This is a genomic window from Streptomyces sp. NPDC046860, from assembly GCF_040645115.1.
Taxonomy (GTDB): domain Bacteria; phylum Actinomycetota; class Actinomycetes; order Streptomycetales; family Streptomycetaceae; genus Streptomyces.
On record NZ_JBEYXQ010000001.1, the window covers coordinates 301686 to 328322 of the forward strand.

Consider the following 26637-nt stretch of genomic DNA (forward strand, 5'->3'; position numbering starts at 1 on the left):
CTCATCCGGGGCTCAGGGCGCGTGTGCGGCGCGCCCGTCGCGTATGTGCTCGTACGTATCCGTCAATCGAGCCGTGCGCGGTGCCCGCCCACTCCTCACCCGGAGTGGTCGACCCTCAACCATGCATACCTAAGGGGTAAGACAAAGTGGCAGCGGAGATCGTCAATCCTCGCAGCGACAGCGGTGCCGGACCGGAGGGCGGGGCCGAGCCCCTGGACTCCTTCGACCCCGCTTTCGCGCTGCACCGTGGCGGCAAGATGGCCGTGCGGGCCACCGTGCCGGTCACGGACACGGAAGACCTTTCCCTCGCGTACACCCCCGGCGTCGCGCGCGTGTGCACCGCGATCGCGGAACAGCCGGAGCTGGTCAACGACTACACCTGGAAGTCCTCGGTCGTCGCCGTCGTCACCGACGGCACGGCCGTGCTCGGTCTCGGGGACATCGGTCCCGAGGCCTCCCTCCCCGTGATGGAGGGCAAGGCGATCCTGTTCAAGCAGTTCGGCGGAGTCGACGCGGTGCCGATCGCGCTCGACTGCACCGGAGTCGACGAGATCGTGGAGACCGTCGTCCGCCTCGCCCCGTCCTTCGGCGGTGTGAACCTGGAGGACATCTCCGCGCCGCGCTGCTTCGAGATCGAGCGGCGCCTGCAGGAGCGGCTGGACATCCCGGTCTTCCACGACGACCAGCACGGCACCGCCGTGGTCACGCTGGCGGCGCTGCGCAACGCGGCCCGCCTCAGCGGACGCGAGATCGGGCAACTGCGCGTCGTCATCTCCGGGGCCGGGGCGGCCGGTGTCGCCATCGCCCGGATGCTGATCGAGGCCGGGATCGGGGACGTCGCGGTCGCGGACCGCAAGGGCGTCGTCTCCGCCGACCGGACCGACCTGACCGACGTCAAGCGGGAGTTGGCCTCCTTCACCAACAAGGCCGGTCTCACCGGCACGCTGGAGGACGCGCTGGCCGGCGCCGACGTGTTCATCGGCGTCTCCGGCGGCACGGTCGCGGAGGAGGCGGTCGCCTCCATGGCGAAGGGCGCCTTCGTCTTCGCCATGGCCAACCCGAACCCCGAGGTGCACCCGGAGGTCGCGCACAAGTACGCGGCCGTCGTCGCCACCGGGCGCTCGGACTTCCCGAACCAGATCAACAACGTGCTGGCCTTCCCCGGCATCTTCGCCGGGGCGCTGCAGGTGCGGGCCTCCCGGATCACCGAGGGGATGAAGATCGCCGCGGCCGAGGCGCTCGCCGCGGTCGTCGGCGACGACCTCGCCGCCGACTACGTGATCCCCTCGCCGTTCGACGAGCGGGTCGCCCCGGCGGTCACCGCCGCGGTCGCGGCGGCCGCCCGTGCGGAGGGCGTCGCCCGGCGCTGACGGCGCGCGCAGGGGTGTGAGCGTGAACGGCCTCGTCCGCAAGGGCGGGGCCGTTCTGTTCTTCCGAAAGCCGCGGACGTGCTCGCGCAAGAGGGTGTGTGTCACACCACCGGCCGGTTCCGCCGGAGCGGTGCGGAATCTATCGTCGGCGGCATGTTCGCTGCCTATGCCGCCCGGATCGACCGTGACCAGCCGCTCTCCGGCCTTGAGTTGGGGGAGCGCCCGGCCCCCGGGGCCCGGCCCGGCTGGAGCGTCATCGACGTGCGCGCCGCCTCCCTCAATCACCACGACCTCTGGTCCCTGCGGGGCGTCGGACTCCCCGAGGAACGGCTGCCGATGATCCTCGGCTGCGACGCGGCCGGGATCGACGAGGACGGCAACGAGGTCGTCCTGCACTCCGTCATCGGCCAGAGCGGCCACGGGGTCGGTCCCCGCGAACCCCGCTCCATCCTCACCGAGCGCTATCAGGGCACCTTCGCCGAGCGGGTCGCCGTGCCCACCTGGAACGTGCTGCCCAAGCCGAAGGAGCTGTCCTTCGCCGAGGCCGCCTGTCTGCCCACCGCCTGGCTGACCGCGTACCGGATGCTGTTCACCAACGCCGGGGTGCGGCCCGGCGACTCGGTCCTGGTGCAGGGGGCCGGCGGCGGTGTCGCCACGGCCGCGATCGTGCTCGGCCGGGCTGCCGGACTGCGGGTGTTCGCCACCAGCCGGGACGAGGCGAAGCGGAAGCGGGCACTGGAGCTGGGCGCCGTCGAGGCCCTGGAGCCGGGGGCGCGGCTGCCGCAGCGGGTGGACGCCGTCATCGAGACCGTGGGCGCCGCGACCTGGTCGCACTCCGTCAAGTCGCTGCGGCCCGGCGGCACCGTCGTGATCTCCGGGGCCACCAGCGGCGACCGGCCCTCGCACGCCGAGCTGACCCGGATCTTCTTCCTGGAGCTGAAGGTCGTCGGCTCCACCATGGGCACCAAGGACGAGCTGGAGGATCTGCTCGCCTTCTGTGCCGCGACCGGTGTGCGGCCGGTCGTCGACGAGGTGCTGCCGCTGGACCGGGCCCGGGAGGGCTTCGAGCGGCTGCAGTCCGGTGAGCAGTTCGGGAAGATCGTGCTCAGCAACTCCTGAACTCCTTCTCGGGCGGGGCGGGATGAGCTGCGCGGAACGAGGTGCGCGGCGTGAGGTGCGCACAGGCGGGTCCGGATGCCGGGCCCGCCTTTTCGCGGACTCGCTTGTCAACTTTGATTGACAAGCGTGACGCGTCAACCTAAGTTGACATCATGACGGATGCAACGGATCTCGCCCAGCGGGCCGGTGACCGCGATCCGCGGGTCGGGCTGCGGGCCGTGGCCGCACTGCGCAGGCTGCTGGAGCAGCTGGAGGCGGTGCAGGTGCGCGGCGCGCGCAATCAGGGCTGGTCGTGGCAGGAGATCGCCGCCGAGCTGGGAGTCAGCAGGCAGGCCGTGCACAAGAAGTACGGGAGGCAGTGATGTTCGAACGCTTCACCAAGGACGCCCGGGACGTCGTCCGCCGCGCGGTCGAGCACGCGGAGCGCGCCGGGGTACGGTCCGTCGGCGCCGAGCATCTGCTGCTCGCCCTCCTCGACCGCGAGGGCAGCCGGGCCTCCTTCGCCCTCGCCGCGCTCGGCCTCGCCGAACGCAAGGAGTCCCTGCGCCTGGCGCTGGCCGAGGCCCGCCGCCGGGCGGGACTGACCCGCGCGGACACGGACGCCCTCGCCGGACTCGGGATCGACGTCACGGAGATCGTGTCCCGGGTCGAGGAGGCGCACGGCGCCGGGGCGCTGTCCGGCGACCGCCGCGAGACGGCCGGCTGGTCCGGCCGCCGGACCTTCGAGCAGGACGCCAAGGACGTGCTGGAGGGTGCCCTGCGCGCCGCCATCGGCCACCGCGACCGGCGCATCGGCGACGAACACCTCCTGCTCGCCCTGACCGTACGGCCCGGAGTGCCCGCCGAGGTGCTCGCCGACCACGGGGTGACCCAGGAGTCGCTGCACCGGGTCCTGTACGGCGAGGGGGCGGCGCAGGCGGGCTGACGCCGCTTCGGGCCGCCCCCCCCTGCCGGAGCCGGAGGGGCTCGGACCTCAGCCGGAGGGGCTCAGACCTTCGGGCCGCCGAGTATCGCCCCGATGTGGGCCGCCGCCGACGACAGGCGGCGGCGGACGTCCTGGAGCTGGTCCTCGGTGACACCGTGGTCGCGGGCCGCGTCCCGGACGTCGTCCCGGAAGCGGTCCAGCAGGCGGTCGAGGTCACGGGCCGGATCGCCCGTGGCGGGCTCATGGGCCCACGCCGGTTCGTACTCCATCGGGAAGTCCGGCGAGGTGGCGGAGTAGTCGGGGACTGGCGGCTCGGCCTTCATGCTGCCCGCGCCGGACCTGCCCGGCTCGGACTCGGCCGCACCGGGCCCCGTTGCGCCAGGCCCTGTCGCACCGGACCCTGTCGCGCCAGAGCCCGCCGCGCCGGTCCGCCTGCCGTGTTCCTTGCCGAAGTCGCCGAACTCCCGGGCCAGCTCGGCCAGTCCCTCACGGACGCCCGTCGGCCAGTCGCCGCGGGTGAAGTGGTCCTGCACCCGCTCCTGGACCCGGTTCGCCAGCCGGCGCATCTCCTCCTGGGCCTGGGCGTTGGCCCGAGACTGCGCCTCCTGGGCCTGGCGCCGCGCCTGCTGGGCCTCCTCGCGGGCGCGGCGGCTCTCGTCCTTGGCGCGCCGGGCCTGCTCCTTCCACTCCTGCCTGGCGCGGCGCATCTCCTCCTTGGCGGTCCGCCACGCCTCGGCGTCCCCGTGGCCGGCCTGGGCGTCGGAGGAGCCCGCACGCGCGGCCCCCGCGTCGCCGCCGCGGGTGCGGGAGGCCGCCGCGCGCATCTCGCGCCGCAGGTCGCCCGCGGCGCCCCGCACATCGGCCTTGATCTCGGCCGCGAGCTCCGCGACCGACTCACCGATCTCCAGCTCCAGGTCGGCCAGTTCGCCGCTGCGGCCGGCCAGCTCGGCGCGGCCCGCGTCGGTGATGGAGTACACCTTCCGGCCGCCCTCGGAGGTGTGGGTGACCAGGCCCTCCGCCTCCAGCTTGGCCAGGCGCGGGTAGACCGTGCCGGCCGAGGGGGCGTACAGGCCCTGGAAGCGTTCTTCGAGGAGCCTGATCACCTCGTAGCCGTGGCGCGGGGCCTCGTCGAGGAGCTTGAGGAGGTACAGGCGGAGGCGGCCGTGGGCGAAGACGGGGGGCATGTCAGAGCACCTTCTTGTCGGTCGTGCCGTCCGCGGGGGAGGCGGGGGCGGAGCCGGGGGCGGTCTCCCCGGGGATGTCGTCGTCCTCCCCGGCCGGGCGGCGCAGCAGGGCGATCGAACCGGAGACCGTGGTGGCCCGGAGCTTGCCGGTGCCCGAGCCGAGGCGTCCGGTGATCTTGTGCGCGCCCCACTGGCCCTGCACGCGCAGGCCGTCGAAGGCGTTGGAGATCGATCCGCTGGCGGTGTTCGCCTCCACGTCCGCGTCCGCCGGGTGCGGGAGCCGTATGGCGATCTCGCCCGAGACACTGGTCAGGCGCACGTCGGTGGGGCCCTCCGGGTCCAGGTCGATGATCATGGAGCCGCTGACCGAGTCGGCGCGGACGGAGGGGCCCGTGCCGTCGACCACGGTCAGGTCGCCGGAGACCGACTTGAACCTCAGCTCGCCGCTGACGGCCTGGGCCTCCACATTGCCCGAGACGGTGTCCGCGCGGACCGGGCCGGAGACGCCGACGAGGGTGGTGTCGCCGGTGACGCCCTTGACCACCGAGGGGCCGCGCACCCCGGAGACGACCGCCGCGGCGCCCACCACGCCCACCTCGACGCGGGTGCCCGAGGGTACAGCGAGGGAGACGACCGCGCTGCGGCGCCAGCCGTCGCGGTCCAGCCACTTCAGGAAGCCCTTCCAGGGCAGGTCCTCGTACGCCACCGTCAGGACGCCCTGGCGCTCGGTGACGATCAGGGGAGGGCCCTCGATGTCCGAGATCTGCAGGCGGGCGGAGCTCTCCTCGGTGCCCACGACGTTCACCGTGCCGTTGACGATGCGGACGTTCAGCTCGGTCACCGGGGCGTCGAAGGTCAGCTTCTGGGGTTCGGCGACGGTCCACTCGGACACGGGTCCTCCTCGGGCGTGACGCGGACAAGAGGGCGGAGCGGGGCGAGGTGCGGTGCGCGAGCGTGCCTGCTCGTCACGCCATATCGCGTCTCCTGTCAATCACGATATATCGTGCCTGTCGGAAGTCAAGACACCCTTTCGGGGGACGAGGAGGGCGAGCCGCGAAGGCGATCGGACTCGCGGTGTCCGGGCATGCGTGAGGGCACCGGCCGCCGGTGGGGCCGGTGCCCTCACGTGAGAACCGGGGCGGAAGCCGGGTTACTCGTCGTCCTCGTCGTCCAGCCGGGCGAGCCAGGTGGCCAGGCGTTCCACCGGGACCTCGAAGTCGGGGTTCAGGTCGACGAACGTGCGCAGTTGCTCGGCGAGCCACTCGAAGGTGACCTCTTCCTCGCCGCGCCGCTTCTCCAGTTCTTCGATGCCTCGGTCGGTGAAGTACATGGATGACGCTCCGTCGGTCGGTGCAGGGGTAGGTCCGGTCCTGGGCGGGAAGAACCCTCATTCGCGGACGTGACCGCGAGCACGGAGGGTGCCGCCCGCTCCGGCTGGGGAGCCGGTCGAGGACAGGAAAAGCATAGGCAGCCTCCGGGCGCGGTGGGCAGCCGGTGCCGCGAGGCGGCGGCGGGGGCGCCGGGCGCCGCGGTACCGGGGGACCTGCGGGGGAGAGGACGGGGGAGTCCGATGAACGGGGAATCGACGCGGGTAGCGCGGATCGAGCTGCCGGACGGCACGCCGGTGTGGGCCCGGATCTCGGGGGCCGAGGAGCTGTCGTACACCGACACCGGCTTCCACGACCGGGTGGAGGCGAGCGTGGAGAGCCTGCACTCGCTGATCACCGGGGTCGCCCGCTCGCTGTCCGGCCCGCTCAGCGCGGTGCGGCCGGACGAGGTCAGCGTGGAGTTCGGCATCGAGCTGACCGCGAAGGCCGGCAAGGTCGTCGGCCTGCTCGCGGACGGCGAGGCCAAGGCGGCGCTGACGGTCACCCTGACGTGGAACGGCGGCCCGCCCGAGCCGGGCCCGGTGCCGGGTACCGCGCCGGACGGGTCCGGGTCCGGTACTGGTCCGTTCGGCGGGAGCGGACCGGGAGCCGGTCCCGGCCCGGGCGGCTCCGGCGGCCTGGCGTCACCGGGCGCGGGCCCGCCCCCCGCCCCGCGCGCGCCCGCCCCGCCCACGGGCACCGCCTACGCGCCGGGCACGGGCACCGTCCACGCGTCGAGCACGCGCATCGCCCGCGCGTCAGACACGGACACCGCCCAAGCCTCAGACACAGCCACCGCCCAAGCCTCAGGCACAGGCACCGGTCACGGAGAGGGCCCGGCGGGGACGCCGGACCCGGGGGACCTCCCCGGCCCGCCCCCCTCCGAGGCGTCCCCCTCCATGCCCGCTCGCCGCCCCTCCTCAACCCCCCGGTCCGGGGCGTTGGTCGGCGTGCGGGGGCATGCGGGATGAGCGTGGGGTACGGCGGGGGCGCACCGGACGGGGGCGGTGCTGCGGAACTTGCGCTGCGTGACCTCGTTCTGGCGGCGACCGTACGCATTCATCGCGCGGGGGCCGGGTATGCCCACGACGAGCCCGTCAGCTTCCTCGGCAGTGGTTTCTTCGTCGCGCCGAACTGGGTTCTGACCTGCGCACACGTGGTTCACGCCGGGGAGGGGGGCGAGGTCACCGTGGTGTACCGGACCAGCCCCTGGGACGACCCGCGCGCGGTGCCCGGACGCGTGGCCGCGATGCTTCCCGAGCGGACCGGCGGCCCCGTGCCCGCGAACTGGCCCGCGCCCGACCTCGCCCTGGTCCGGCTGCGCGAACCGGCCGGCCACACCTGCGTGTACGTCTCCGAGCGCCCCAACCCCCACTTCGGCGGCACCGGGGTGTTCTACGCGGGCTGGACCGCGCCCCGGGGCAGGCTGCAGATCCTGGACGGGCGGCTCACCGTGCAGGGGACCATCAGCGCCTGGTCGCCCGAGGAACAGGTCCGGCTCGGACAGAACGACCTGCCCTCCGGCGTCTCCGGCGGGCCCGTGGTCGACCTCGTGCGCGGTGAGGTCGTGGGCGTGCTCAAGTCGCGCGCGGACCACGGGGGCGGCGGCACCTCCATCGGGGTGGAACGCCTGCGCACCCTGCGCCTGCCCGCCGACGGCAACGACGTGTACCAGTCCGTCTTCCACGCCCACGACCGCTACCACCGCGACCGCCAGCAGGCCGCCGACTCGCCCGACCCCACCTGGGCCGACATCCAGGGCGAGCTAGGCGCCCGCCCCGGCCGCACCCTCAGCCCGCAGCAGCGCGGCGAACTGCTCGGGCTGCTCGCCGACCTGCCCCCGCCCGCGAGCACCCGCGGCCTGCTCGACGTGCTCCGCTCGCTGCCCGACTTCCGCGTGCCCTCCCTCGTCCCCGCCCCGCGCGGCTGGCGGGACGGGCTGGGGCTGCTCTACGAGCACGCCCGCCCGGACGGCGCGCTGAAGCTGGTGCTCGAGTACGCGATGGCCGTGCTCGCCGCCGAACGCCCGGCCGCCCCCAGCACGCTCGCCGCCGAACGCGCCCTGTGGGAGTGGGTGCGGCACACGGCGGCCGGGCTGGACAGCGGTTACCGCCACACCCTCGCCCAGCGCCGGGCCGGGCTGCTCGGCCGTACCCGGGCGGACGACGAAAGGGCCGCGTCCGGCGCGGACACGGTGACGGCGCCGCGGCCGGCGCGCCCCCGCCCCGCCGGGCCGGACCGGTCCCCGGACGCCTCCGTGCTGCTGGTGGTGCTGAGCCGGGGCTGGGAGCCGGACCACTGCGACTGGTCGGTGTCGGTGGGCGGCGGCCCCGAGGAGGAGCCGACCCGGCTCTACGAGGGCGAACGCGCCCCGCTGGCCGTCCTGTCGGACCATGTGGCGGCGCCCCTGGCCGAGGCGTTCCGGCACTGCGACCGGCCGGGCAGGCCCGCCGTCCTCTACGCGGCCCTGCCCCACCTTCACCTCGGCCTGCCCGTGGACGACTGGCGGCTCGCACCCGGCGGCGCCGCCCTCGGCGCCGAACGGCCGGTCCTGGTCCGCTGTTCGGACCGCGACCAGCTCCCCGACGAGGAACCGCCGTCCCGGCGGAGCGGTTCCGCGCCCTGGGAGGCGTACGGCGCGGGGGACTTGGACGCCGAGCGCCGGGACCGCTGGCGGCGGCTGCACCTGCGCGAGGCCCAGGCCGAGGTGCTGGACTGCGACGACGGCGTCCGCAGACCCGTACCGGAAGCGGCGGCGCTGCGCGGGCTCGCGCCGTACACCGTGCCGGTGCTGTGCCGGCCCGGGGACCCGCGTTCCACGGACGACCCCGCCGCGCTCGGCCGGGTGCTGCGGGCCGGGTTCGGGGTGGTGCTGTGGCGCCGCAGGCGGGGGCCGGACGCGGTGTGCGGGGAGTTCCACCGGGGCGTGAAGGCGGCCGTGGACGACAGCGAGGGCGCCAGGTCCCTGCCCGGCGCGGTGCACGCGCTGCGCGGACAGGTCGGCGCCGGGGACACCGAGTCCTTCTGGGCCCACGGCACCGCGCTGCTGTACGACGACCCGTACCGCCCCCTGCCCGGCACCGGGGACCTGCTGGAGGCGCCGTGATCCGGGGCGCCGGTTCGTTCCTGGTCCCCTTACCAGGCGCCGGACGGGTCGATACCGTGAGGGGCGTTCCACGGCTGCCCCCGGCGACGAGTGACGACGAGGACCGCACATGACGGAATCCAGCGAGTGGCTCATCTACCGAGGCGCCGGGGAACCCCATGACGGCATGAGCCGGCTGCCCCCGCCGCCGCCCTGGCGGGACTTCTCCGGCCGCGCCGCGGACACCGCCCGTACCGAGGGCGAGGACGGCGACGGCTCCCGCGACCGCAGGCTCGGCGCGCACCGGCACCTGGCCGAACTGCACCGGCCCGGCGCCGAGGAGCTGGAGATGATCAACGCGGCGCTGTACCTGCGCCGTCCGCTCCTGGTCACCGGCAGCCCCGGCGCGGGCAAGAGCACGCTCGCGCACTCCGTGGCCTACGAGCTGGGGCTCGGCGAGGTGCTGCGCTGGTCCGTCGTCAGCCGTTCGACCCTGCTCGACGGGCTGTACCACTACGACGCCATCGCCCGTCTCCAGGACGTGCAGATCGCCGCGCAGGGCGGGTACGGCGGCGCGGCCGGGAGCCCCGGCTCGGTCGAGGCCATCGGCGGGTACATCCGGCTCGGCCCGCTCGGCACCGCCCTGCTGCCCTCGGACACCCCGCGCGTGCTGCTCATCGACGAACTCGACAAGAGCGACATCGACCTGCCCAACGACCTGCTGAACGTGCTGGAGGAGGGCGAGTTCGAGATACCCGAGCTGCGGCGCCTGGCCGACCGGCTGCCCGGGGGCGAGGCCGAGGTGCTCACCGCCGACGGCACCAAGGCACGGGTGCGCGACGGCCGGGTGCGCTGCACCTCGTTCCCCTTCGTGGTCCTCACCAGCAACGGCGAACGGGACTTCCCCGCCCCGCTGATGCGCCGCTGCATCCACCTGGAGCTGGGCCGGCCCGACCACAACCGGCTCGCCACCTTCGTCCGCGCGCACCTGGGCGACGAGGCCGCGCGGGCCGGGGACGACCTGATCGCCCGCTTCCTGGAGCGTTCGCGCGGCGAACTCCTCGCCACCGACCAGTTGCTGAACGCCATCTACCTCACCGACGCGGCCGCCCCGCCCAGCCGCGAGCGCCTCGCCGACCTGCTCGTCCAGCGACTCGACCGCCCGAGGTGAGGAGCCGATGCCCGACGCCCCGGCACGACACGGCCCCGACACCCCCGACCGGCTCGCGGAACTCGTCCTGCACCTCAGGGGAGCCGGACTGGAGCCGGACGCCGAGGGGCTGAGCGACGCCCTGTGGCTGGCCCGGTGGACGGGCGGCCGGTCTGCGGACGGCCCGGCCGGGCGGGACCCGGACCCCGGTCCCGCCGCGCCCGCTCCCGTCCCCCCGCCAGCGCCCCGGCCGCCCGTCCCGCGCCGGGACCCCGAGCCGGCGCCCGCCGGTCCCGACCGGAGCGTCCCGCTCTACCCGGCGGCCCGCACCGGCCGCCCCCGCACCGCCGTGCGGCTCGCCGCGCTCCCGGTCGGCGTGCCCGCCGCTCCCGCCCTGCCTTCCGCACTCGAACTCCAGCGCGCATTACGTCCGTTGCAGGCGTACCGCAGTGCCGCGCCGCCGCTGCGCCGGGAGCTGGACGAGACTGCGACCGCCGAACTCAGCGCCCAGGCATGCGGGTTGATCCTGCCGGTGTACCGGGAGACGCGGCGCGGCGACACCCGGCTCCAGCTCGTGCTGGACGCGGCCCCCTCGATGCGGGTGTGGGACCGGCTCTTCACCGAACTCGAAGAGGTCTTCGCCCGGCTCGGCGCCTTCGCGGACATCCGGATCGCCCATCTGCACACCGGCCCCGACGGGGAGGCGACGGTCAGCGCCGGCGCCGATCCCGGGGGCGCGCCCCAGCACACCGTCGACCGGCTCAGCGATCCCACCGGGCGCCGGATCACCCTCCTGGTCAGCGACTGCGCGGGCCCCCTGTGGCGTTCGGGCCGTGCGCACCGCCTGCTGCACCGGCTGGCCCGGATCGCCCCCGTCGCCGTGCTCCAGCCGCTCCCGCAGCGGCTGTGGAGCCGCACCCGGCTGCCGGTCACCTACGCCGCGCTGACCCGCGGCGACACCCCCGGCGGCACCGCGCTGCGGGTACGCACCCCGGACGGCGCACCCCTCGTACCGCCGCCGGGCGTGCTGCCCGTGCCGGTGCTGCCGCCCGAACCGGTGGCGCTCGGGGCGTGGGCGCGGCTGCTCGCCGGGGCCGGTGCCGGGCCGGTGCCCGGCGCGGTGGGCTGGGTGCGCGCCGACCAGCGGCCCGCGCCGCAGGCGGGCGGCGGACGCGCGCCGACGCCGGTGGAGCGGGTCAGCAGGTTCCGCTCCACCGCCTCACCGGCAGCCGGACGCCTCGCCGTCTACCTCGCCGCCGCCCCGCTCTGCCTGCCGGTGATGCGGCTGGTGCAGCGCACCATGCTGCCCGGCTCCGGCCCGGCCGAACTCGCCGAGGTGCTCCTCGGCGGCCTCGTCCGGAGGGCGGGGGAGGACCACGGGCCGGACGCGGGCCAGTGGTACGAGATGGAGCCGGCGGTGCGCGAGGCGCTGCTGTCCACGCTCGGCCGGGACGAGGCACTGCTCGTCCTCAAGCACTGCTCCGAGTACATCGAGCAGCGCTTCGGCAAGGGCGGCGCCAACTTCCCGGCCCTCGCCCTCGCCCAGCTCGGCGGCCCCTCCCAGCCGGGGCGGGCCGAGGAGACGGCGGCGGGCGCCCGCCTGTTCGGCGCGTACCCGGGCGAGAACGGCGACGCCACCCTCGTCCCCCAGCCCTTCGCCGAGGTCGCCGCGCGGGTGCTGGAGCGGTTCATGCCGCTGCCGGAGCAGTTCCGGATCTACGGCACCCGCCTCGGCCCCGCCGCCGGACCCCGGCCCGCGCACCCGGCGGTGCTCCGGGCCCGCACCCTGCTCGCCCGCTTCGGCACCGACGGCATGGTGCAGGACGTGATCGACGCCGTCCAGCTGCTGCGCGGCGCCACCGAGAACGAGCGGCCCGCCGGGGCGGACCCCGGCCTGTGGGCCGAGTACGCGCACGCCACGCTGCGGCTGTGGGAGGTGCAGGGCGGGCCCGCGCTGCTGGCCGAGGCGGAGGCCGCCGCCGAGCGTGCCGCGGCCCACCCGCACGCCCAGCGGGAGCGGGCGGCGCTGGCCCGTGTGCTGCACGCGGGCGCCACCGACCGCAGACGGCACGGCGACCGGCCCGGCGCCCTGGACCTGCTGCGCCGCGCCGACCGGGAGTACGCCGTCGCCTGCGCCGCGCCCGACCTCGAACCCGGCCAGGCGCTGCGGCTGACCCTGGAACGGGTCGGCGCGCTGGAGGCGCAGTGGCGGCTCGGCGGGGACAGCGCCCTGCTCCAGGTCGCGGTCGGCATGCTGGAGGCGTTCGCCGACGTCTGGCCCGACCGCAGACAGCGTCCCGGTGACCTTCCGCTCGCCCACGGCAGACTCCTGCTGCGCCTGGCCGACGCCACCGGCGACCCCGAGCAGGCGCGCGGCCACGCCGCGCAGGCCGCCGCCTCGCTGCGCGACGCGCTGGCCGCCGGACCGGCGCCGGGCACGGCGGGCGACGACGCGGGACGCGACCCGGTCCGGACACGGCTCGACCTGGCCGACGCCCTGCTGCGCTCCGGCGGCGACCTCGACGAGGCCCGCGGGCACGTCGACGCCGCGCTCGCCGCCACCACCGGACGCGCCCTGCGCTCCCGGCTGCACGTGCGGGCCGGCCGGATCGGGGTGGCCCGGTACGCCGAGACGGGCGAGTCGCGTGAACTGCGCGAAGCGGCGCAGGCGTTCGCGCGCGCGGCCGCCGACACCTCACGGGAGGCCCCCGGTTACCCGTCCGTGCTCGCCGAGTGGGGTGAGGTGCTGCTGCGGCTCGCGGACGCCGAGAGCGGCGAACTCGCCCGGCAGTCCCTCGCGCAGGCGATCCGGGTGCTGCGGGACTGCCGCCGCGAGACCCACACCGGCAGCAGGCACGCCGCGCACCGCCTGCTGATGCTGGGCCGCGCCCTGATGCGGCGCTACCGGCTGCACGCCGACCGGGTCGACCTGCGCGAGGCCGAGCACCTCTTCGGGCTCGCGGCGGCCGAGGCGGACGACCCGCTGCTGGCGGCGCGCTGCTCCCTGGAGCTGGGCCAGGCGCAGTACGAGGCGTACCGCGGCCTGGCCCGGCCGACCCGGCTGGACGACGCCGTGGACGCCTTCCGCGCGGCGGCCGAGTCGGCGCGGGAGGCCGAGGCGGCGGCCGAGTCGGACCGCGCCCGCCGGATCGCCGTCGAACTGTGCGCGCAGGCGCACCACTGGCGGGGTATGTCCTATGAGGCGGCGTCCCGGCCGCGCGCGGCCCGCGAGGCCTACCGCGCGGCCCGCGCCGAGTGGGCGCGTCTGCCCGAGGGCACCCTCGGCACCGGCGCCCCGACGGCCGAGGACACCGCCGGCCGGCTGGCCGGGCTCGGCTGACCGGACCGCGGCGAGGGACATCACGGGAGGCAGCGATGACGAGCGCGGGCGACGAGACGGCCGTACCGGAGCACGGCGAGCCGCTGCCCGATCTGCTGGCGATGGACCTGGAGGAGCTGCGCACCCTGGACCACCCCGTCCTGCGCGAGGTCCTGGAGACGCTCACCGAGCGGGCCCGGCAACCCGCCGAGATGCTCTGGGGCTTCAACAACTGCCTCTAAGGGCTGTCCCGCAATCCCCAGCGGGCGCGCGACGACAGCTACGGCACCTCGCCGCGTTGTCGGATCATCCGCATACATCCAGTATGCGGATGACCCTCCGCCTTGCGATGCACCGCATCTGACGCCGCGCGCTGATCCGCCGGGGATTACGGGACAGCCCTTAGATACTGGTCACTCCACGGCGGAAACCGGCAAGTTCCGCCGCCGTGCGTTTGGCTTCGGGCGCCGGCCGGGCATGGGCCCGCACACACGGGCGAACGAGCCGCGCCCGCATCACGCCGCGCGGGGGTACGGGGGTGCTGCGATGTCCGGGACGACCGCGGCCCCGGCGCGGGCCAGACCGCGCCCCTTCCGCCAGTTCATCGTCAAGGCGCACGGCCGCTGCAACCTCGCCTGCCGCTACTGCTACCTGTACGAGGGCCCCGACCGCACCTGGCGCGACCGCCCCGCCGCCGCCCCCGCCGAGGTGCTGGACCGCACCGCCGACCGCATCGCCCGGCACGCCCGCGACCACGCCCTGCCCGCGCTCTCCCTCGTCCTGCACGGCGGCGAACCCCTGCTGGCCGGGGCCGGCACCCTGGCCGGCTTCACCACCACCGTGCGCGCCCGCGTGCCCAGGGGCTGCGCCGTCCACGCCACCGTGCAGACCAACGCCACCCTGCTCACCCACGACCGGGTGGCCGTCCTCGCCCGGCACGGCATCCGGGTCGGCATCAGCCTCGACGGCGGCAGCGCCGCGCTCAACCACCGCCGCGTCGACCACGCCGGACGCCCCTCCTGGCCCGCCGCCGCACGCGGCGCCCGCCTGGTCGCCGACCGCTTCCCCGAGGCGTACGCGGGCGTCCTCACCGTCGTCGACCCCACCACCGACCCCGTCGGGACCTACGAATCGCTGCTCACCCTGCGCCCGCCCGCGCTCGACCTGCTGCTGCCGCACGGCAACTGGTCGGCACCGCCCCCGCACCGGGGCGAGTACGGCCGCTGGCTGTGCCGGGTCTTCGACCGCTGGTGGTCCGCCGGGCGGCGCGAGACACGGGTACGGCTCTTCGAGGAGTGCCTCGCCCTGCTGCTCGGCCTGCCCGCCGCCACCGAGTCCCTCGGCCTCGCCCCCTTCGACGCCGTCGTCATCGAGACCGACGGCTCCATCGAACAGGTCGACTCGCTGAAGTCCGCCTACGACGGCGCCGCCGAGACCGGACTCGACGTCTTCCGGCACGACTTCGACCAGGCCCTCGCCCACCCCGGCGTCGCCGCCCGGCAGGCCGGTCTCGCCGGACTGTCCGCACACTGCCGCGCCTGCCCGCTGGTCACGGTGTGCGGGGGCGGCCACTACGCCCACCGCTACCGCGCCGGGCACGGCTTCGGGAACCCGTCGGTGTACTGCGCCGACCTCCAGCTCCTCATCCGGCACGTGGCCGCCCGGCTCGCCCGGGCCGGCGCCCGCCCGGCCGCCGACGAAGGGGGCGCCCCGTGACCGCTCCGCTGGACCGCGCCCTCGCCGAACTCAGCCGCACCGAGGGCGGACCCGACACCCTCGCCCTCCTCGTCCGCGACCAGGACACCCGGCGCATGCTCCTGCTGCGCGCCGTCCTCGACGCCGCCGAGGCGGCCGGCCCCGCCGACTGCCCGCCCGCCGCGAAACGGCGGCTGCGCGAGGACTGGGCCCTGCTGGTGGCGGCCGACCGGGCCGCCGAAGGACCCCGCTCGCCCGCGCGGGACCGCCTCACCCACCCCTTCACCGGCCCCTGGGCCAGACGCTGCCTGACCGCGCTGACCGGCGGCGACGGCGCCCGCACCGGCCGGCTCCCGCTCGACCTGGCCTACTTCGGCGCCGTGGCGGTGGCCGCCGCCGCCCGCGCCGGTCTGCCCTTCACCACCGAGGTCACCGCCCGCGACGGCGTGCTCTGCCTGCCCTCCCTCGGCGCCCTGCGCATCGCGCGCACCGGCGCGGACCGGATCGAGGTACGGCACAAGAACGGCCGCCTGACCCTGCGCAGACGCGGCGCCTCCGACGTCCACGTCCGGCTGGAGCAGGGCGTCGGCGCCTGGTCCGGCGCCCCGGCCTGGACCCCGGCCCACGCCCTGCCCGGCCTGCTGCCCGGCGCCGCCCCCGTACCGCTGGACGACCTCGACCCGTACCGCACCCCGCCCAGGGACCCCGGCCGCTTCGCGTTCAGCGGGCCCATGGGGCCCGACCACGCCGAACGCAAGCGCTGGCTCCAGGCGTGGTCCGGCACCGCTCAGGCTCTGCGCACCGGCGGCGAACAACGGCTCACCGAGGCCGTCACCCTGCTGCGCTGCCTCGTCCCGCTCGCGTCCCCGCCCGGCTCGGACGGCCGGGGCAGCTCCAGCGGCACCCGCCGCGAGGCGTTCGGCGCGCTGCTCAGCACCACCCCCGCCACTCCGGCCGCGCTGGCCGCGACCCTCGTGCACGAGATGCAGCACACCAAACTCGCCGCGCTCGGCGAGCTGGTGGAACTGCACCGGGCCGGACCCGAGGCCCGCTACTTCGCGCCCTGGCGCCCCGACCCGCGCCCCTACGACGGACTGCTGCACGGCACCTACGCGCACCTCGCGCTGGCCGGCCACTTCCAGCGCACCGCCCTCGCCGAACCCGCCCGCCGCGAGGCGGCCTGGGCCGAACACGCCCGCTACCACGCCCAGGTCGCCGCCGCCCTGCCCGCGCTCGCCGCCTCACCGGACCTCACCGAGGCCGGACGGCGGTTCGTCGACGGCATGGCCGCCGCCCACGAACGGCTCTCCGCCCGCCCCGCACCCCGGGGGCACACGGCGCGCGCGCAGGCGTACGTCAAGGCGGCCCGCACCCTCTGGGCCCAGCGACGGCCCCCCACGCCACCGATCCCGAACCGGTGAAATGCCGACTTACCACCCCCGGCTGCGCGAAGATCGGCGCACCGAGGCGTTCGTCTCCGGCGGTCGCCGTACTCCCCAGAGCCGCGCCGAGGTTCTACGATTTCCTGTCTACGTGCTGGAGGCCGCCGCATGTCTGAAGCTCGTACGCCGGCACCGAACGGGAACGGGGCCGGCCGGCAGACCGTCACGATCAGCTTCGCCGGGTTCAACCGGGCCTGGGCGGCCTGGATCGGCGACCGGCTGGAGCGGCGCGGCCTCAGAGTCGTCTACCTGCGCTGGGACGCCCCGCCGGACCAGTCGCTCACCGACCTGCTGCGCGACCTCACCCTCGCCGAGGGCCGCACCCTGATCGTGGTCAGCGAGTGGTACTTCCAGCTCGGCCCGCGCGGCCACGACGAGTGGAACGCGGCCCTGCGCGAGGTGGCCGGGTCCGCTCCGGGCCGGTTCGCCGCCGTCTCCGTCACCACCGCCTCCGTGCCCTCGGCCGTCGCCGCCCTCGCCCCCGTCGACCTGACCAACATGGGCGCCGACGAGGCCGAACGCCGCCTGCTGGACCGCCTCGACCTGCCCTACGACGGCCCCCGCGCCGACGACCCGGCCCACCCGGCCCCCCGCTTCCCCGCCGCCATGCCCGACGTGTGGGGCGGCGTACCGCGCCGCAACACCCGCTTCACCGGCCGCGAGCCGCTGCTCAACGACGCCTACCACCTGCTCCAGGGCAGCGACCCCGGCGCGGGCGTCCTCACCCTGCACGGCATGTCCGGCGTCGGCAAGACCCAGCTCGCCGCCGAGTACGTCTACCGCTTCGGCTCCGAGTACGACGTCGTGTGGTGGGTCAACGCCGAGAAACGCGTCAGCTACCGCCGCCTGCTCGCCGAACTCGCCCCCAAACTCGGCCTGTCCACCGGCGCCGAGTACGGCGAGCGGCTGCGCGCCGTCCGCGACGCGCTGCGCCGGGGCACCCCGTACTCCCGCTGGCTGCTCGTGCTGGACGGCGCCGACGAACCCGACCAGATCTGGGACCTCGTCCCCACCGGCCCCGGCCACGTCCTCATCACCTCCCGCAACCCCGAGTGGAGCGAGCACAACAGCAAGCTCCTCGAAGTCCCCGTCTACGGCCGCGACGAGTCGGTCGCCTTCATCCGGCGCCGCGCGCCCCGGCTCACCGAGGCCGACGCCGACCAGCTCGCCCAGGCCCTGGAGGACCTGCCGCTGCTGCTCGACCAGACCGCGGGCTGGCTCAACGACTCCGACCTGTCGGTGGAGGAGTACATCGCCCTGCTGGACGGCGGGATCGACCAGGACGTGGTCAAGGTGTCGGCGGACTTCCCGCTCGCCTTCCAGACCGCCTGGTCGATACTGCTGAACAAGCTCCGCGAGACCGTCCCCGAATCGGTCGACCTGCTGAGGCTGTGCACCTTCTTCGCCCCCGGCTTCATCCCGGTCAGGCTGCTGAAGGAGATGAACCACGACGACCTGCCCGAACAGCTCGCCGGGCTGCTCGACGACCCGCTGCTGTGGAACAAGGCCGTCAACCAGCTCCGCCAGTACTCCGTCGTCCGGCTGGAGTCGCACGAGGCGATGCTGGACGAGGCGGTCGCCTCCGGCGAGTCGGTCTACCTGCACCGCATGGTCCACCAGATCGTGCACAAGGACATGCCCGAGACCGACCGGGGAGAGTTCATCGAGGTGGTACGCCGCGCCCTCGCCGAGGCCGACCCCGGCCGCCCCACCGACACCCGCAACTGGGACGCGTACGCCGAGATCGTCCCGCACCTCAAATACGCCGACGTGCTGCGCAGCAAGGACCGCAGGGTGCAGGGGCTGGTGCTCAACTGCCTGCGGTACATGCTCTTCGCCGGGGAGTACACCGCCGGCGTCAACCTCGGCGGCCGCGCGCTGGCCACCTGGCGCGGGCTGCTCGGCGAGTCCCACCCCCGCGTGTGGGAGGTCACCTACCACTACGCCAACCTGCTGCGCTCGGCCGGCCGCTTCCAGGAGACCGAGGCCATCGACCGGGCCGCCCGCGACCAACTGCTCGCCGAACGCGGCGAGAACGACCTCGACCACCTGAGGATGGCCGGAGGACTCGCCGCCGACCTGCGCGAACTCGGCCAGTACGACGCCGCCCTGGACCTGGACCAGCGGCTCTACCCCACCTACAAGGGCCTGTTCGGCGAACACGACTCCCGCACCCTCAACGCCCAGAACAACCTCGGCTTCACCCTGCGCCTCCTCGGCCGCTACGAAGAGGCCCGCGGCATCGACGCCCGCACCCTGGAGGCCCGCCGCCTGCTGCTCAAGGGCCGCCACCCCTGGACCCTGTTCTCCGAGGTCTCCTACGCCGTCGACCTGCGCCTGCTGGGCCGCTACACCGAGGCCGAGTCCATCCAGACCAAGAACGTCCGCGAGTACCGCATCGTCATGGGCCCGGACAACCAGAACACCCTGCGCGCCGAGCACAACCTCGCCCTGTGCAAGCTGCGCGGCGGGGACCGGGCGGCGGCCGGCCGACTGCTCACCCGCGTCCTGGAGGGGCTGGAGCGCAAGCTCGGCGACACCCACACCCACACCCTGGCCGCCGCCGTCAGCCAGAGCTGCTTCGCCCGCGAACACGGCGACATCGACCAGGCCCGCGAGGCCAGCGAGTCCGTCCTCGCCCGCTACGAACTGCTGCTGCCCGACGGCCACCCCTTCGTCATCGGCGCCCGCGCCAACCACGCCCTGGTGCTGCGCAGCGTCGGCGAACGCGACCACGCGCACGTACTGATCGAGCAGAGCCTCGCCGACATGTCCGCCGCGCTCGGCGACAGCCACCCCTACGCGCTGGGCTGCGCCGTCAACGCCGCCGCGCTGCGCAACCTCGTCGGGGACACCGAGTCCGCCGCCGAACTCAGCCGGCTCACCATCCTGCGCGCCGCCGAGACCCTCGGCCGCACCCACCCCCTCACCCTCACCGCCCGGGTCGCCCACGCGGCCGACCTGCGGGGCCTGCGGGAACGCCGGCAGGCGGAGAAGGTCGAGCAGGAGGCCCTGGCCGACCTCGCCGCCACCCTCGGCCCCCAGCACATCCACACCGTCTCCGCCCGCTCCCGCAACCGCCCCTACTGGGACTTCGAGCCGCAGGCCAGCTGAGCACGCGGGAAGGGCCCGGCCCCCGGAAATCAGATCCGGGGGCCGGGCCCTTCAGGTGCCGAAGCCGGAGGCTACGCCTCGAAGACCTCGTTCATGAGCTGCTCCTGCTCCGCCTGGTGGCGCTTGGCGGAGCCGACCGCCGGGGACGAGCCGTGCGCGCGCGAGATGCGCCGCAGCCGCTCGCCGGCCGGGACGTCGGCGCCGACCGCCAGGTCCAGGTGGTCGATCAGGTTGAGCGCGATGAACGGCCACGCACCCTGGTTCGCCGGCTCCTCCTGGGCCCACAGGTACTTCTCGGCGTTCGGGTACTTGTTGACCTCGGCCTGGAGCTCCTCGCCGGGCAGCGGGTACAGCCGCTCGATGCGGATGATCGCCGTGTCCGTGGCGCCGCGCTTCTGCCGTGCGGCCTCCAGGTCGTAGTAGACCTTGCCGGTGCAGAAGACGACCTTGCGGACCGCGGCCGGGTCGACCGTGCTGTCGCCGATCACCGGACGGAACTCGCCGGAGGTGAACTCCTCCGCCGACGAGGCCGCCGCCTTCAGACGCAGCATCGACTTCGGGGTGAAGACGATCAGCGGCTTGTGGTCCGGGTTGTGGACCTGCCAGCGCAGCAGGTGGAAGTAGTTCGCCGGCGAGGTCGGCATGGCGACCGTCATGTTGTTCTGCGCGCAGAGCTGGAGGAACCGCTCCGGACGGGCCGAGGAGTGGTCCGGGCCCTGGCCCTCGTAACCGTGCGGCAGGAGCAGGACCACACCGGAGGTCTGGTTCCACTTCTGCTCGGCCGAGGAGATGAACTCGTCGACGACCGTCTGCGCGCCGTTGACGAAGTCGCCGAACTGCGCCTCCCACATCACGAGCGCGTCGGGGCGGGCCAGCGAGTAGCCGTACTCGAAGCCCATCGCCGCGTACTCGGACAGCAGGGAGTTGTAGACGTTCAGCCGCGCCTGGTCCTCGGAGAGGTACTGCAGCGGGGTGTACTCCTCGCCGGTCTCCCGGTCGATGAGCACCGCGTGGCGCTGGCCGAAGGTGCCGCGCTGGGAGTCCTGGCCCGCGAGGCGGACCGGGGTGCCCTCCAGCAGCAGCGAGCCGACGGCCAGGGTCTCGCCCATGCCCCAGTCGATCGTGCCGTCCTCCACCATCGCCGCCCGGCGCTGGAGCTGGGGCTGCAGACGCGGGTGGACGGTGATGTTGTCCGGGACGTTGACCTGGGACTCCGCGATCCGCTTGACGACCTCCGCGGAGATCGCGGTCGGGACCGCCGTCGGGAAGCCGTCCTTCGGCGCCTGGGACTCGCCCTGAGTCGGCTGCGAGGTGACCTCGCGGACCTCGGTGAAGACCTTCTCGAGCTGGCCCTGGTAGTCCTGGAGCGCCTGCTCGGCCTCCTCCAGGGTGATGTCACCGCGACCGATGAGGGACTCGGTGTACAGCTTGCGCACCGAGCGCTTCTTGTCGATCAGGTCGTACATCAGCGGCTGGGTGAAGGCCGGGTTGTCCGACTCGTTGTGACCGCGGCGGCGGTAGCAGATGAGGTCGATCACCACGTCCTTGTTGAACGCCTGGCGGAACTCGAAGGCGAGCCGCGCGACGCGGACCACGGCCTCCGGGTCGTCGCCGTTCACGTGGAAGATCGGGGCCTCGATCATGCGGGCCACGTCGGTGGCGTACATGGACGAGCGCGAGGACTCCGGGGCGGCGGTGAAGCCGACCTGGTTGTTGATGACGATGTGGACCGTGCCGCCGGTGCGGTAGCCGCGCAGCTGCGACATGTTCAGGGTCTCGGCCACCACGCCCTGGCCCGCGAAGGCCGCGTCGCCGTGGATCGCCACCGGGAGCACGGTGAAGTCCGTGCCGCCCTTGTTGATGATGTCCTGCTTGGCGCGGGCGACGCCCTCCAGGACCGGGTCGACCGCCTCCAGGTGCGAGGGGTTGGCGACCAGGGAGACCGCGATCTGCTCGCCGTCAAGACCGGTGAAGGTGCCCTCGGCGCCCAGGTGGTACTTCACGTCACCGGAGCCGTGCATCGACTTCGGGTCGAGGTTGCCCTCGAACTCCCGGAAGATCTGCGCGTACGACTTGCCGACGATGTTGGCGAGCACGTTGAGCCGGCCGCGGTGGGCCATGCCGATGACGACCTCGTCCAGGCGCGACTCGGCCGCGGAGTCGATGACCGCGTCCAGCAGCGGGATGACGGACTCGCCGCCCTCCAGCGAGAAGCGCTTCTGGCCGACGTACTTCGTCTGCAGGAAGGTCTCGAACGCCTCGGCGGCGTTCAGGCGGCGCAGGATGCGCAGCTGCTCCTCGCGCTCCGGCTTGGAGTGCGGGCGCTCGACACGGTCCTGGATCCACTTGCGCTGCTTGGGGTCCTGGATGTGCATGAACTCGATGCCGGTGGTGCGGCAGTACGAGTCGCGCAGCACGCCGAGGATGTCGCGCAGCTTCATCATCGACTTGCCGGCGAAGCCGCCGACGGCGAACTCGCGCTCCAGGTCCCACAGGGTGAGCCCGTGCTCGGTGATGTCGAGGTCGGGGTGCTTGCGCTGCTGGTACTCCAGCGGGTCGGTGTCGGCCATGACGTGGCCGCGGACCCGGTAGGAGTGGATCAGCTCGAAGACGCGGGCGGCCTTGGTGACGTCGTCGTCGTGGCTGGCGTCGATGTCCTTGAGCCAGCGGACCGGCTCGTAGGGGATGCGCAGCGCCTCGAAGATGTCGTCGTAGAAGCCGTTCTCGCCGAGGAGAAGGTTCGCGACCTGGCGCAGGAACTCGCCGGAGGCGGCGCCCTGGATGACCCGGTGGTCGTAGGTCGACGTGAGCGTCATGACCTTGGAGACGCCGAGCTTGTTCAGGGTGTCCTGGCTGGTGCCCTGGAACTCCGCCGGGTAGTCCATGGAGCCGACGCCCATGATCACCGACTGGCCGGGCATCAGGCGCGGCACGGAGTGCACGGTGCCGAGTCCGCCGGGGTTGGTCAGGGAGACCGTGACACCGGTGAAGTCGTCCATCGTGAGCTTGCCCTCGCGGGCGCGGCGGACGATGTCCTCGTAGGCCTGCCAGAACTCGAAGAAGTTCAGCGTCTCGGCCTTCTTGATGGCCGCGACGACCAGCTGGCGGTCGCCGTTGGGCTTCACCAGGTCGATGGCCAGACCGAGGTTGACGTGCGGCGGCTTGACCAGGGTCGGCTTGCCGTCCTTCTCGCCGAACGAGTAGTTCATCGGCGGCATGGCCTTGATGGCCTGCACCATGGCGAACCCGATGAGGTGCGTGAAGGAGATCTTCCCGCCGCGGGCCCGCTTGAGGTGGTTGTTGATGACGATGCGGTTGTCGAACAGCAGCTTCACCGGGACGGCGCGGACCGACGTGGCGGTCGGCAGCTCCAGCGAGGCGTTCATGTTCTTGACGACCGCGGCGGCCGGACCGCGCAGCGTGACCAGCTCCGGGCCCTCGGGGGCCTCGGTGGCGGGCGCGGCGGCCTTCGGCTTGGCCGGGGCCTGCGCGGGCTTCGCCGGCGCGGCCGCGGCCGGAGCGGCCTTCGCGGCGGGCGCCTGGGCCGGAGCCTGAGCCGGGGCCTGGGCGGGCGCCGCGGCGGGCTTCGCCGGGGCCTGCGGCTGCGCCTGGGCGGGCGCGGCCTGGACCGGGGGAGCGGTGGGGGTGGTGCCCGCGGCCCCCGCGGCCGCGGTACCCGCCGGAGCCGAGGCGGCGGGCGCCCCAGGCTTGTAGTCGGCGAAGAAGTCCCACCAGGCACGGTCTACCGAATTCGGGTCCTGGAGGTACTGCTGATAGATCTCATCGACGAGCCACTCGTTCGGGCCGAACGCCGCGGCGGGGTTCTTCCCGGCCTGGTCGTCGGTCCTGGGGGCACCACCCGGCCGAAGGCTGGGGGAGTTCGAGTTACTGGGGGACTGTGGCGACACGGCGGCAACCGCCCTCTTCCGCTTCACAAGGTGATGGACAGCGGGAATAAAGGCTACGCCTCCCGGAGCGGGAAGGTCAGGTCGGGCCCGTTCATCGTCGTGTAAGTCACATCCGGAACCGTGTTTCGGGCCGTGAAATGGCGGGAAACAAGCGGGGTTCCGCATGTGGGGGAGGGGATGAGGGTGCGGCGGAGCGGGGCCAGGAGCGTCTTCGCTCGGCGCTGTGCGCGGGCCCTTCCCTGATCACACGTGTCCGGCTGCGCGAACGCTCGTGGATCTTGATCCTTCGAGCCGAACCCTACGTCACCCGGAGCGTCAACTCGACGCCGGAGCGGCTCCCGGAAGGGTGACGATGATCCGGCATCCGCGCTCGGATTCGGCCACACCGATCCGGCCGCCGTGCAGATCCACCGCCCAGCGGGCGATGGCCAGGCCCAGCCCGGTGCCGCCGTCGCTGCCCGGACCGTGCGGCCGGGTCACCGAGCCCCGGTTGAACCGCTCGAACACGCGGTGCCACTCCGAGCGGGGGATGCCCGGACCCTCGTCCAGCACCTCCAGCTCCAGCGACTCCGGACGGGGTCCGCGCCGGGCCTTCACCGTGACCCGGCCGTGCGGCGGGCTGTGCTTGACCGCGTTGTCTATGAGGTTCGCCACGACCTGGTGGATGCGCTCGGGGTCCGCGTGCGCGGTCAGCTCCGGCGGCGACACGTCCAGGTGCAGGTGTACGTCGGTACGGGTGTGGCTGCCGGAGCCGGAGGCGAGCCCGGCACGCGCGGAGGCGACCATGTTGGCCTCCTTGAGCACCCCGGACAGGTACGGCCACACCTCGAAGCGGCGGGCCTTCAGCGGGACCACGCCGTTGTCGAGCCGGGAGAGGTCGAGCAGGGTCTCCACCAGCCGGCCCAGCCGGTCGGTCTGGCGCAGCGCGGTGCGCATGGTCTCCGGGTCGGCCTCGGTGACGCCGTCGACGATGTTCTCCAGCACCGCGCGCAGCCCCGCGATGGGGGTGCGCAGCTCGTGCGAGACGTTCGCCACCAGCTCCTTGCGCTGGAGGTCCTGTGCCTCCAGCTCGTCGGCCATGACGTTGATCGTCACGGCCAGGTCGCCGAGTTCGTCGCGGCGGCCCTCGCCCACCCGGCGCGTGTAGTCGCCGTGCGAGATGGAGCGGGCCACCGCGTTCATCTCGTCCAGCGGCGCGGTGAGCGAGTGCGCCACGAACTGGGTGATCAGCAGCGTGGCGATCATCGAGAAGACCGTGATGAAGCGCAGTTCGGTCTTGGTGTGCACCGCGATCATGGACAGACCGGTGGTGATCAGCACCGAGATGACGACCAGCGCGCCCAGCTTGGTCTTGATCGAGAAGGGGCGTATGCCGCTCCAGGGTTCGCCCCAGGAACGTCCGCGCCCCGCTTCCCGTTCCGGACTCACGGCGTCGGCGTCTCCAGCGCGTAACCGACTCCGTGCACCGTGCGGATGCGCTCGGCGCCGATCTTCCGCCGCAGCGCCTTGATGTGGCTGTCCACGGTCCGGGTGCCGGAGGCGTCCGCCCAGTCCCAGACCTCGGCCAGCAGCTGCTCCCGGGAGAGCACCGCGCGCGGGGTGTTGGCCAGGCAGACCAGCAGGTCGAACTCGGTGGGCGTCAGGTGGACGTCGTCCGCCTTCACCCGCACCCGGCGCTGGGCGTGGTCGATCTCCAGCTCGCCGAGGCGGAGTATGCCCGAGCGGGGAGTGGTCGCGGCCAGCGCGGCGCGCTCCATGCGGCGCAGCAGGACGTGCACGCGCGCCGCCAGCTCCCGCATGGAGAACGGCTTGGTCATGTAGTCGTCGGCGCCGACGCCGAGGCCCACCAGCATGTCGGTCTCGTCGTCGCGCGCGGTGAGCATCATCACCGGCACCGGGCGGGACGCCTGCACCCGGCGGCAGACCTCCAGGCCGTCGAAGCCGGGCAGCATGATGTCGAGGATCAGCAGGTCGGGCTGCCAGGCCTCGGCCGTGTCGACCGCCGACGGACCGTCACCGGCGGTCTGCACGAGGAATCCCTCGGCGCGCAGCCGCGCCGCGATGGCATCGACGATCGTGGGGTCGTCCTCGACGACCAGTACCCGGCGCTGCGCGCCCTGAGACGTCGTCGCCGCACCGGTCTGGGAGGTGTGTGTCTGCTCCATCGCCCGCCCCTGTTGCTTTCCGGAATCCGTGGGGTGATCCCATGACTGCGATTGACGCTTGAATGATCCGCGTCACGCTGCACATTACGGGGACACGCCTGGCCATCGCTATCCAGGTCGGACGGCGAGGTGGACCACGTCGGGAACGCCACGGGCAACGGGGACCTCTTCGGTACGCACCTGTCGGAACCCGGCATTCCGCAAGGTTCCTTCAAATTCCGGAGAGGGTTGCGCGGACCAGGTGGCCAGTACCCCACCGGGCCTCAACACCCTTGCGCACGCGGCGAGTCCGTCCGGTGTGTACAGGCTGTCATTGCCTTCGGTGACGGTCCAGTCCGGCCCGTTGTCGATGTCGAGGCACAACGCGTCGAACGTGTCCGATGTCTCATTGACGTAAGCCACCAGATCCGCCTCCACGACGCGCGTGCGCGGGTCGGCCAGTGCCGGGGCGGAGATCGCGGCCAGCGGCCCGGCCCGGTGCCAGTCGACGACGGCGGACTCCCGCTCGATCACGGTGATCCGGCCCCAGCGGGGGTCGGCGGCCGCGTGTGCGAGGGAGAAGCCCACGCCGAGCCCGCCGATCAGCACCTCCGGCGCCGGGCGCCCGTCCAGCGCGTCCCGCGCCGCGTCCACCAGGAGGCGCTCCGAGCGGCCGTCCGAAGTGTCCATCAGGAAGCATCCGTTGGCGATGATCTGCAGCAGCTCCCCGCTGCGGCGCAGCACCACCTCCCCGTACGGCCCCTCCCGCCGGTCCAGGACCACGGGGTCTTCGTGCGTGGCAGTCATGCCGACAT

General features: G+C 73.8%; 18 protein-coding genes and 1 pseudogene. 12 read left to right on the forward strand and 7 right to left on the reverse strand.

From position 1 onward, the window contains the following. The first annotated feature begins 146 nt into the window (after positions 1–146). From ABZ898_RS01445 to ABZ898_RS01460, 4 genes are all read left to right on the forward strand, one after another. Positions 147–1370, forward strand: coding sequence for an NADP-dependent malic enzyme (locus ABZ898_RS01445; protein WP_361651611.1), 1224 nt, complete (start codon positions 147–149; stop codon positions 1368–1370). Between the two features lie 153 nt (positions 1371–1523). Next, positions 1524–2489, forward strand: a complete 966-nt coding sequence (locus tag ABZ898_RS01450) for a zinc-binding dehydrogenase (protein WP_361651613.1) — start codon at positions 1524–1526, stop codon at positions 2487–2489. A gap of 152 nt (positions 2490–2641) precedes the next feature. Further along, the gene (locus tag ABZ898_RS01455) at positions 2642–2851 is read left to right on the forward strand and encodes an HTH domain-containing protein (protein ID WP_030807538.1); all 210 of its coding nucleotides are present in this window, start codon (positions 2642–2644) and stop codon (positions 2849–2851) included. After that, positions 2851–3414 (forward strand): Clp protease N-terminal domain-containing protein, encoded by a 564-nt coding sequence (locus ABZ898_RS01460; RefSeq protein WP_361651615.1) that lies wholly within the window; start codon positions 2851–2853, stop codon positions 3412–3414. The genes ABZ898_RS01455 and ABZ898_RS01460 overlap by 1 nt, the downstream gene beginning before the upstream one ends. A 62-nt stretch (positions 3415–3476) precedes the next feature. On the opposite strand, the gene ABZ898_RS01465 is transcribed toward ABZ898_RS01460, so the two are convergent. From ABZ898_RS01465 to ABZ898_RS01475, 3 genes are all read right to left on the reverse strand, one after another. Next, positions 3477–4598 (reverse strand): helix-turn-helix transcriptional regulator, encoded by a 1122-nt coding sequence (locus ABZ898_RS01465; RefSeq protein WP_361651616.1) that lies wholly within the window; start codon positions 4596–4598, stop codon positions 3477–3479. Position 4599: 1 nt separating this feature from the next. Continuing rightward, entirely contained in the window at positions 4600–5490 is an 891-nt protein-coding gene (locus tag ABZ898_RS01470; RefSeq protein ID WP_361651617.1) for a DUF4097 family beta strand repeat-containing protein, read from the reverse strand. A gap of 258 nt (positions 5491–5748) precedes the next feature. Continuing rightward, a complete protein-coding gene (locus ABZ898_RS01475) occupies positions 5749–5928 on the reverse strand; it encodes a DUF6104 family protein (RefSeq protein WP_003992906.1) in 180 nt (59 codons plus the stop codon). Positions 5929–6168: 240 nt separating this feature from the next. Here ABZ898_RS01475 and ABZ898_RS01480 point away from each other — a divergent pair. The 8 genes and pseudogenes from ABZ898_RS01480 to fxsT form a co-directional block, all read left to right on the forward strand. Then, a pseudogene (locus ABZ898_RS01480) lies at positions 6169–6498 on the forward strand (CU044_2847 family protein); the annotation flags it as partial. A gap of 434 nt (positions 6499–6932) precedes the next feature. Then, a complete protein-coding gene (locus ABZ898_RS01485; protein ID WP_361651618.1) occupies positions 6933–9071 on the forward strand; it encodes a trypsin-like peptidase domain-containing protein in 2139 nt (712 codons plus the stop codon). 109 nt (positions 9072–9180) lie between these two features. Next, positions 9181–10221 (forward strand): MoxR family ATPase, encoded by a 1041-nt coding sequence (locus ABZ898_RS01490; protein WP_361651619.1) that lies wholly within the window; start codon positions 9181–9183, stop codon positions 10219–10221. A gap of 7 nt (positions 10222–10228) precedes the next feature. Further along, the gene (locus tag ABZ898_RS01495; RefSeq protein ID WP_361651621.1) at positions 10229–13540 is read left to right on the forward strand and encodes an SAV_2336 N-terminal domain-related protein; all 3312 of its coding nucleotides are present in this window, start codon (positions 10229–10231) and stop codon (positions 13538–13540) included. 35 nt (positions 13541–13575) lie between these two features. Next, complete coding sequence (gene fxsA, locus ABZ898_RS01500) at positions 13576–13761, forward strand: FxSxx-COOH cyclophane-containing RiPP peptide (protein WP_361651623.1); 186 nt, start codon at positions 13576–13578, stop codon at positions 13759–13761. 304 nt (positions 13762–14065) lie between these two features. After that, positions 14066–15235, forward strand: coding sequence for an FxsB family cyclophane-forming radical SAM/SPASM peptide maturase (locus ABZ898_RS01505; RefSeq protein ID WP_361651624.1), 1170 nt, complete (start codon positions 14066–14068; stop codon positions 15233–15235). Further along, positions 15232–16635 carry an HEXXH motif-containing putative peptide modification protein gene (locus ABZ898_RS01510; protein ID WP_361651626.1) on the forward strand — a complete coding sequence of 468 codons (1404 nt, stop codon included), beginning with the start codon at positions 15232–15234 and terminating at the stop codon, positions 16633–16635. The genes ABZ898_RS01505 and ABZ898_RS01510 overlap by 4 nt, the downstream gene beginning before the upstream one ends. 129 nt (positions 16636–16764) lie before the next feature. Next, positions 16765–19770: an FxSxx-COOH system tetratricopeptide repeat protein gene (gene fxsT, locus ABZ898_RS01515; RefSeq protein ID WP_361651627.1), complete on the forward strand. Its 3006-nt coding sequence runs from the start codon at positions 16765–16767 to the stop codon at positions 19768–19770. A 71-nt stretch (positions 19771–19841) separates the two neighbouring features. Here the strand turns inward: fxsT and ABZ898_RS01520 are convergent, their stop codons facing one another. From ABZ898_RS01520 to ABZ898_RS01535, 4 genes are all read right to left on the reverse strand, one after another. Continuing rightward, on the reverse strand, positions 19842–23678 hold the full coding sequence (locus ABZ898_RS01520) for a multifunctional oxoglutarate decarboxylase/oxoglutarate dehydrogenase thiamine pyrophosphate-binding subunit/dihydrolipoyllysine-residue succinyltransferase subunit (RefSeq protein ID WP_361651629.1): 3837 nt from the start codon (positions 23676–23678) through the stop codon (positions 19842–19844). Between the two features lie 315 nt (positions 23679–23993). Next, positions 23994–25106 (reverse strand): HAMP domain-containing sensor histidine kinase, encoded by a 1113-nt coding sequence (locus ABZ898_RS01525; RefSeq protein WP_361651630.1) that lies wholly within the window; start codon positions 25104–25106, stop codon positions 23994–23996. Further along, positions 25103–25843, reverse strand: coding sequence for a response regulator transcription factor (locus tag ABZ898_RS01530; RefSeq protein ID WP_161148422.1), 741 nt, complete (start codon positions 25841–25843; stop codon positions 25103–25105). Before ABZ898_RS01530 ends, ABZ898_RS01525 begins: the two co-directional genes overlap by 4 nt. A gap of 108 nt (positions 25844–25951) precedes the next feature. Next, positions 25952–26629 carry a spermidine synthase gene (locus tag ABZ898_RS01535; RefSeq protein ID WP_361651632.1) on the reverse strand — a complete coding sequence of 226 codons (678 nt, stop codon included), beginning with the start codon at positions 26627–26629 and terminating at the stop codon, positions 25952–25954. Positions 26630–26637: the final 8 nt, after the last annotated feature.

Excerpts from the sequence above, each read along its gene's own strand:
- ABZ898_RS01450 (WP_361651613.1), top strand. The coding sequence starts at position 1,524 with ATGTTCGCTGCCTATGCCGCCCGGATCGACCGTGACCAGCCGCTCTCC.
- ABZ898_RS01455 (WP_030807538.1), top strand. The coding sequence starts at position 2,642 with ATGACGGATGCAACGGATCTCGCCCAGCGGGCCGGTGACCGCGATCCG.
- ABZ898_RS01460 (WP_361651615.1), top strand. The coding sequence starts at position 2,851 with ATGTTCGAACGCTTCACCAAGGACGCCCGGGACGTCGTCCGCCGCGCG.
- ABZ898_RS01465 (WP_361651616.1), bottom strand. The coding sequence starts at position 4,598 with ATGCCCCCCGTCTTCGCCCACGGCCGCCTCCGCCTGTACCTCCTCAAG.
- ABZ898_RS01475 (WP_003992906.1), bottom strand. The coding sequence starts at position 5,928 with ATGTACTTCACCGACCGAGGCATCGAAGAACTGGAGAAGCGGCGCGGC.
- ABZ898_RS01485 (WP_361651618.1), top strand. The coding sequence starts at position 6,933 with ATGAGCGTGGGGTACGGCGGGGGCGCACCGGACGGGGGCGGTGCTGCG.
- ABZ898_RS01490 (WP_361651619.1), top strand. The coding sequence starts at position 9,181 with ATGACGGAATCCAGCGAGTGGCTCATCTACCGAGGCGCCGGGGAACCC.
- ABZ898_RS01495 (WP_361651621.1), top strand. The coding sequence starts at position 10,229 with ATGCCCGACGCCCCGGCACGACACGGCCCCGACACCCCCGACCGGCTC.
- fxsA (WP_361651623.1), top strand. The coding sequence starts at position 13,576 with ATGACGAGCGCGGGCGACGAGACGGCCGTACCGGAGCACGGCGAGCCG.
- ABZ898_RS01505 (WP_361651624.1), top strand. The coding sequence starts at position 14,066 with ATGTCCGGGACGACCGCGGCCCCGGCGCGGGCCAGACCGCGCCCCTTC.
- fxsT (WP_361651627.1), top strand. The coding sequence starts at position 16,765 with ATGTCTGAAGCTCGTACGCCGGCACCGAACGGGAACGGGGCCGGCCGG.
- ABZ898_RS01530 (WP_161148422.1), bottom strand. The coding sequence starts at position 25,843 with ATGGAGCAGACACACACCTCCCAGACCGGTGCGGCGACGACGTCTCAG.
- ABZ898_RS01535 (WP_361651632.1), bottom strand. The coding sequence starts at position 26,629 with ATGACTGCCACGCACGAAGACCCCGTGGTCCTGGACCGGCGGGAGGGG.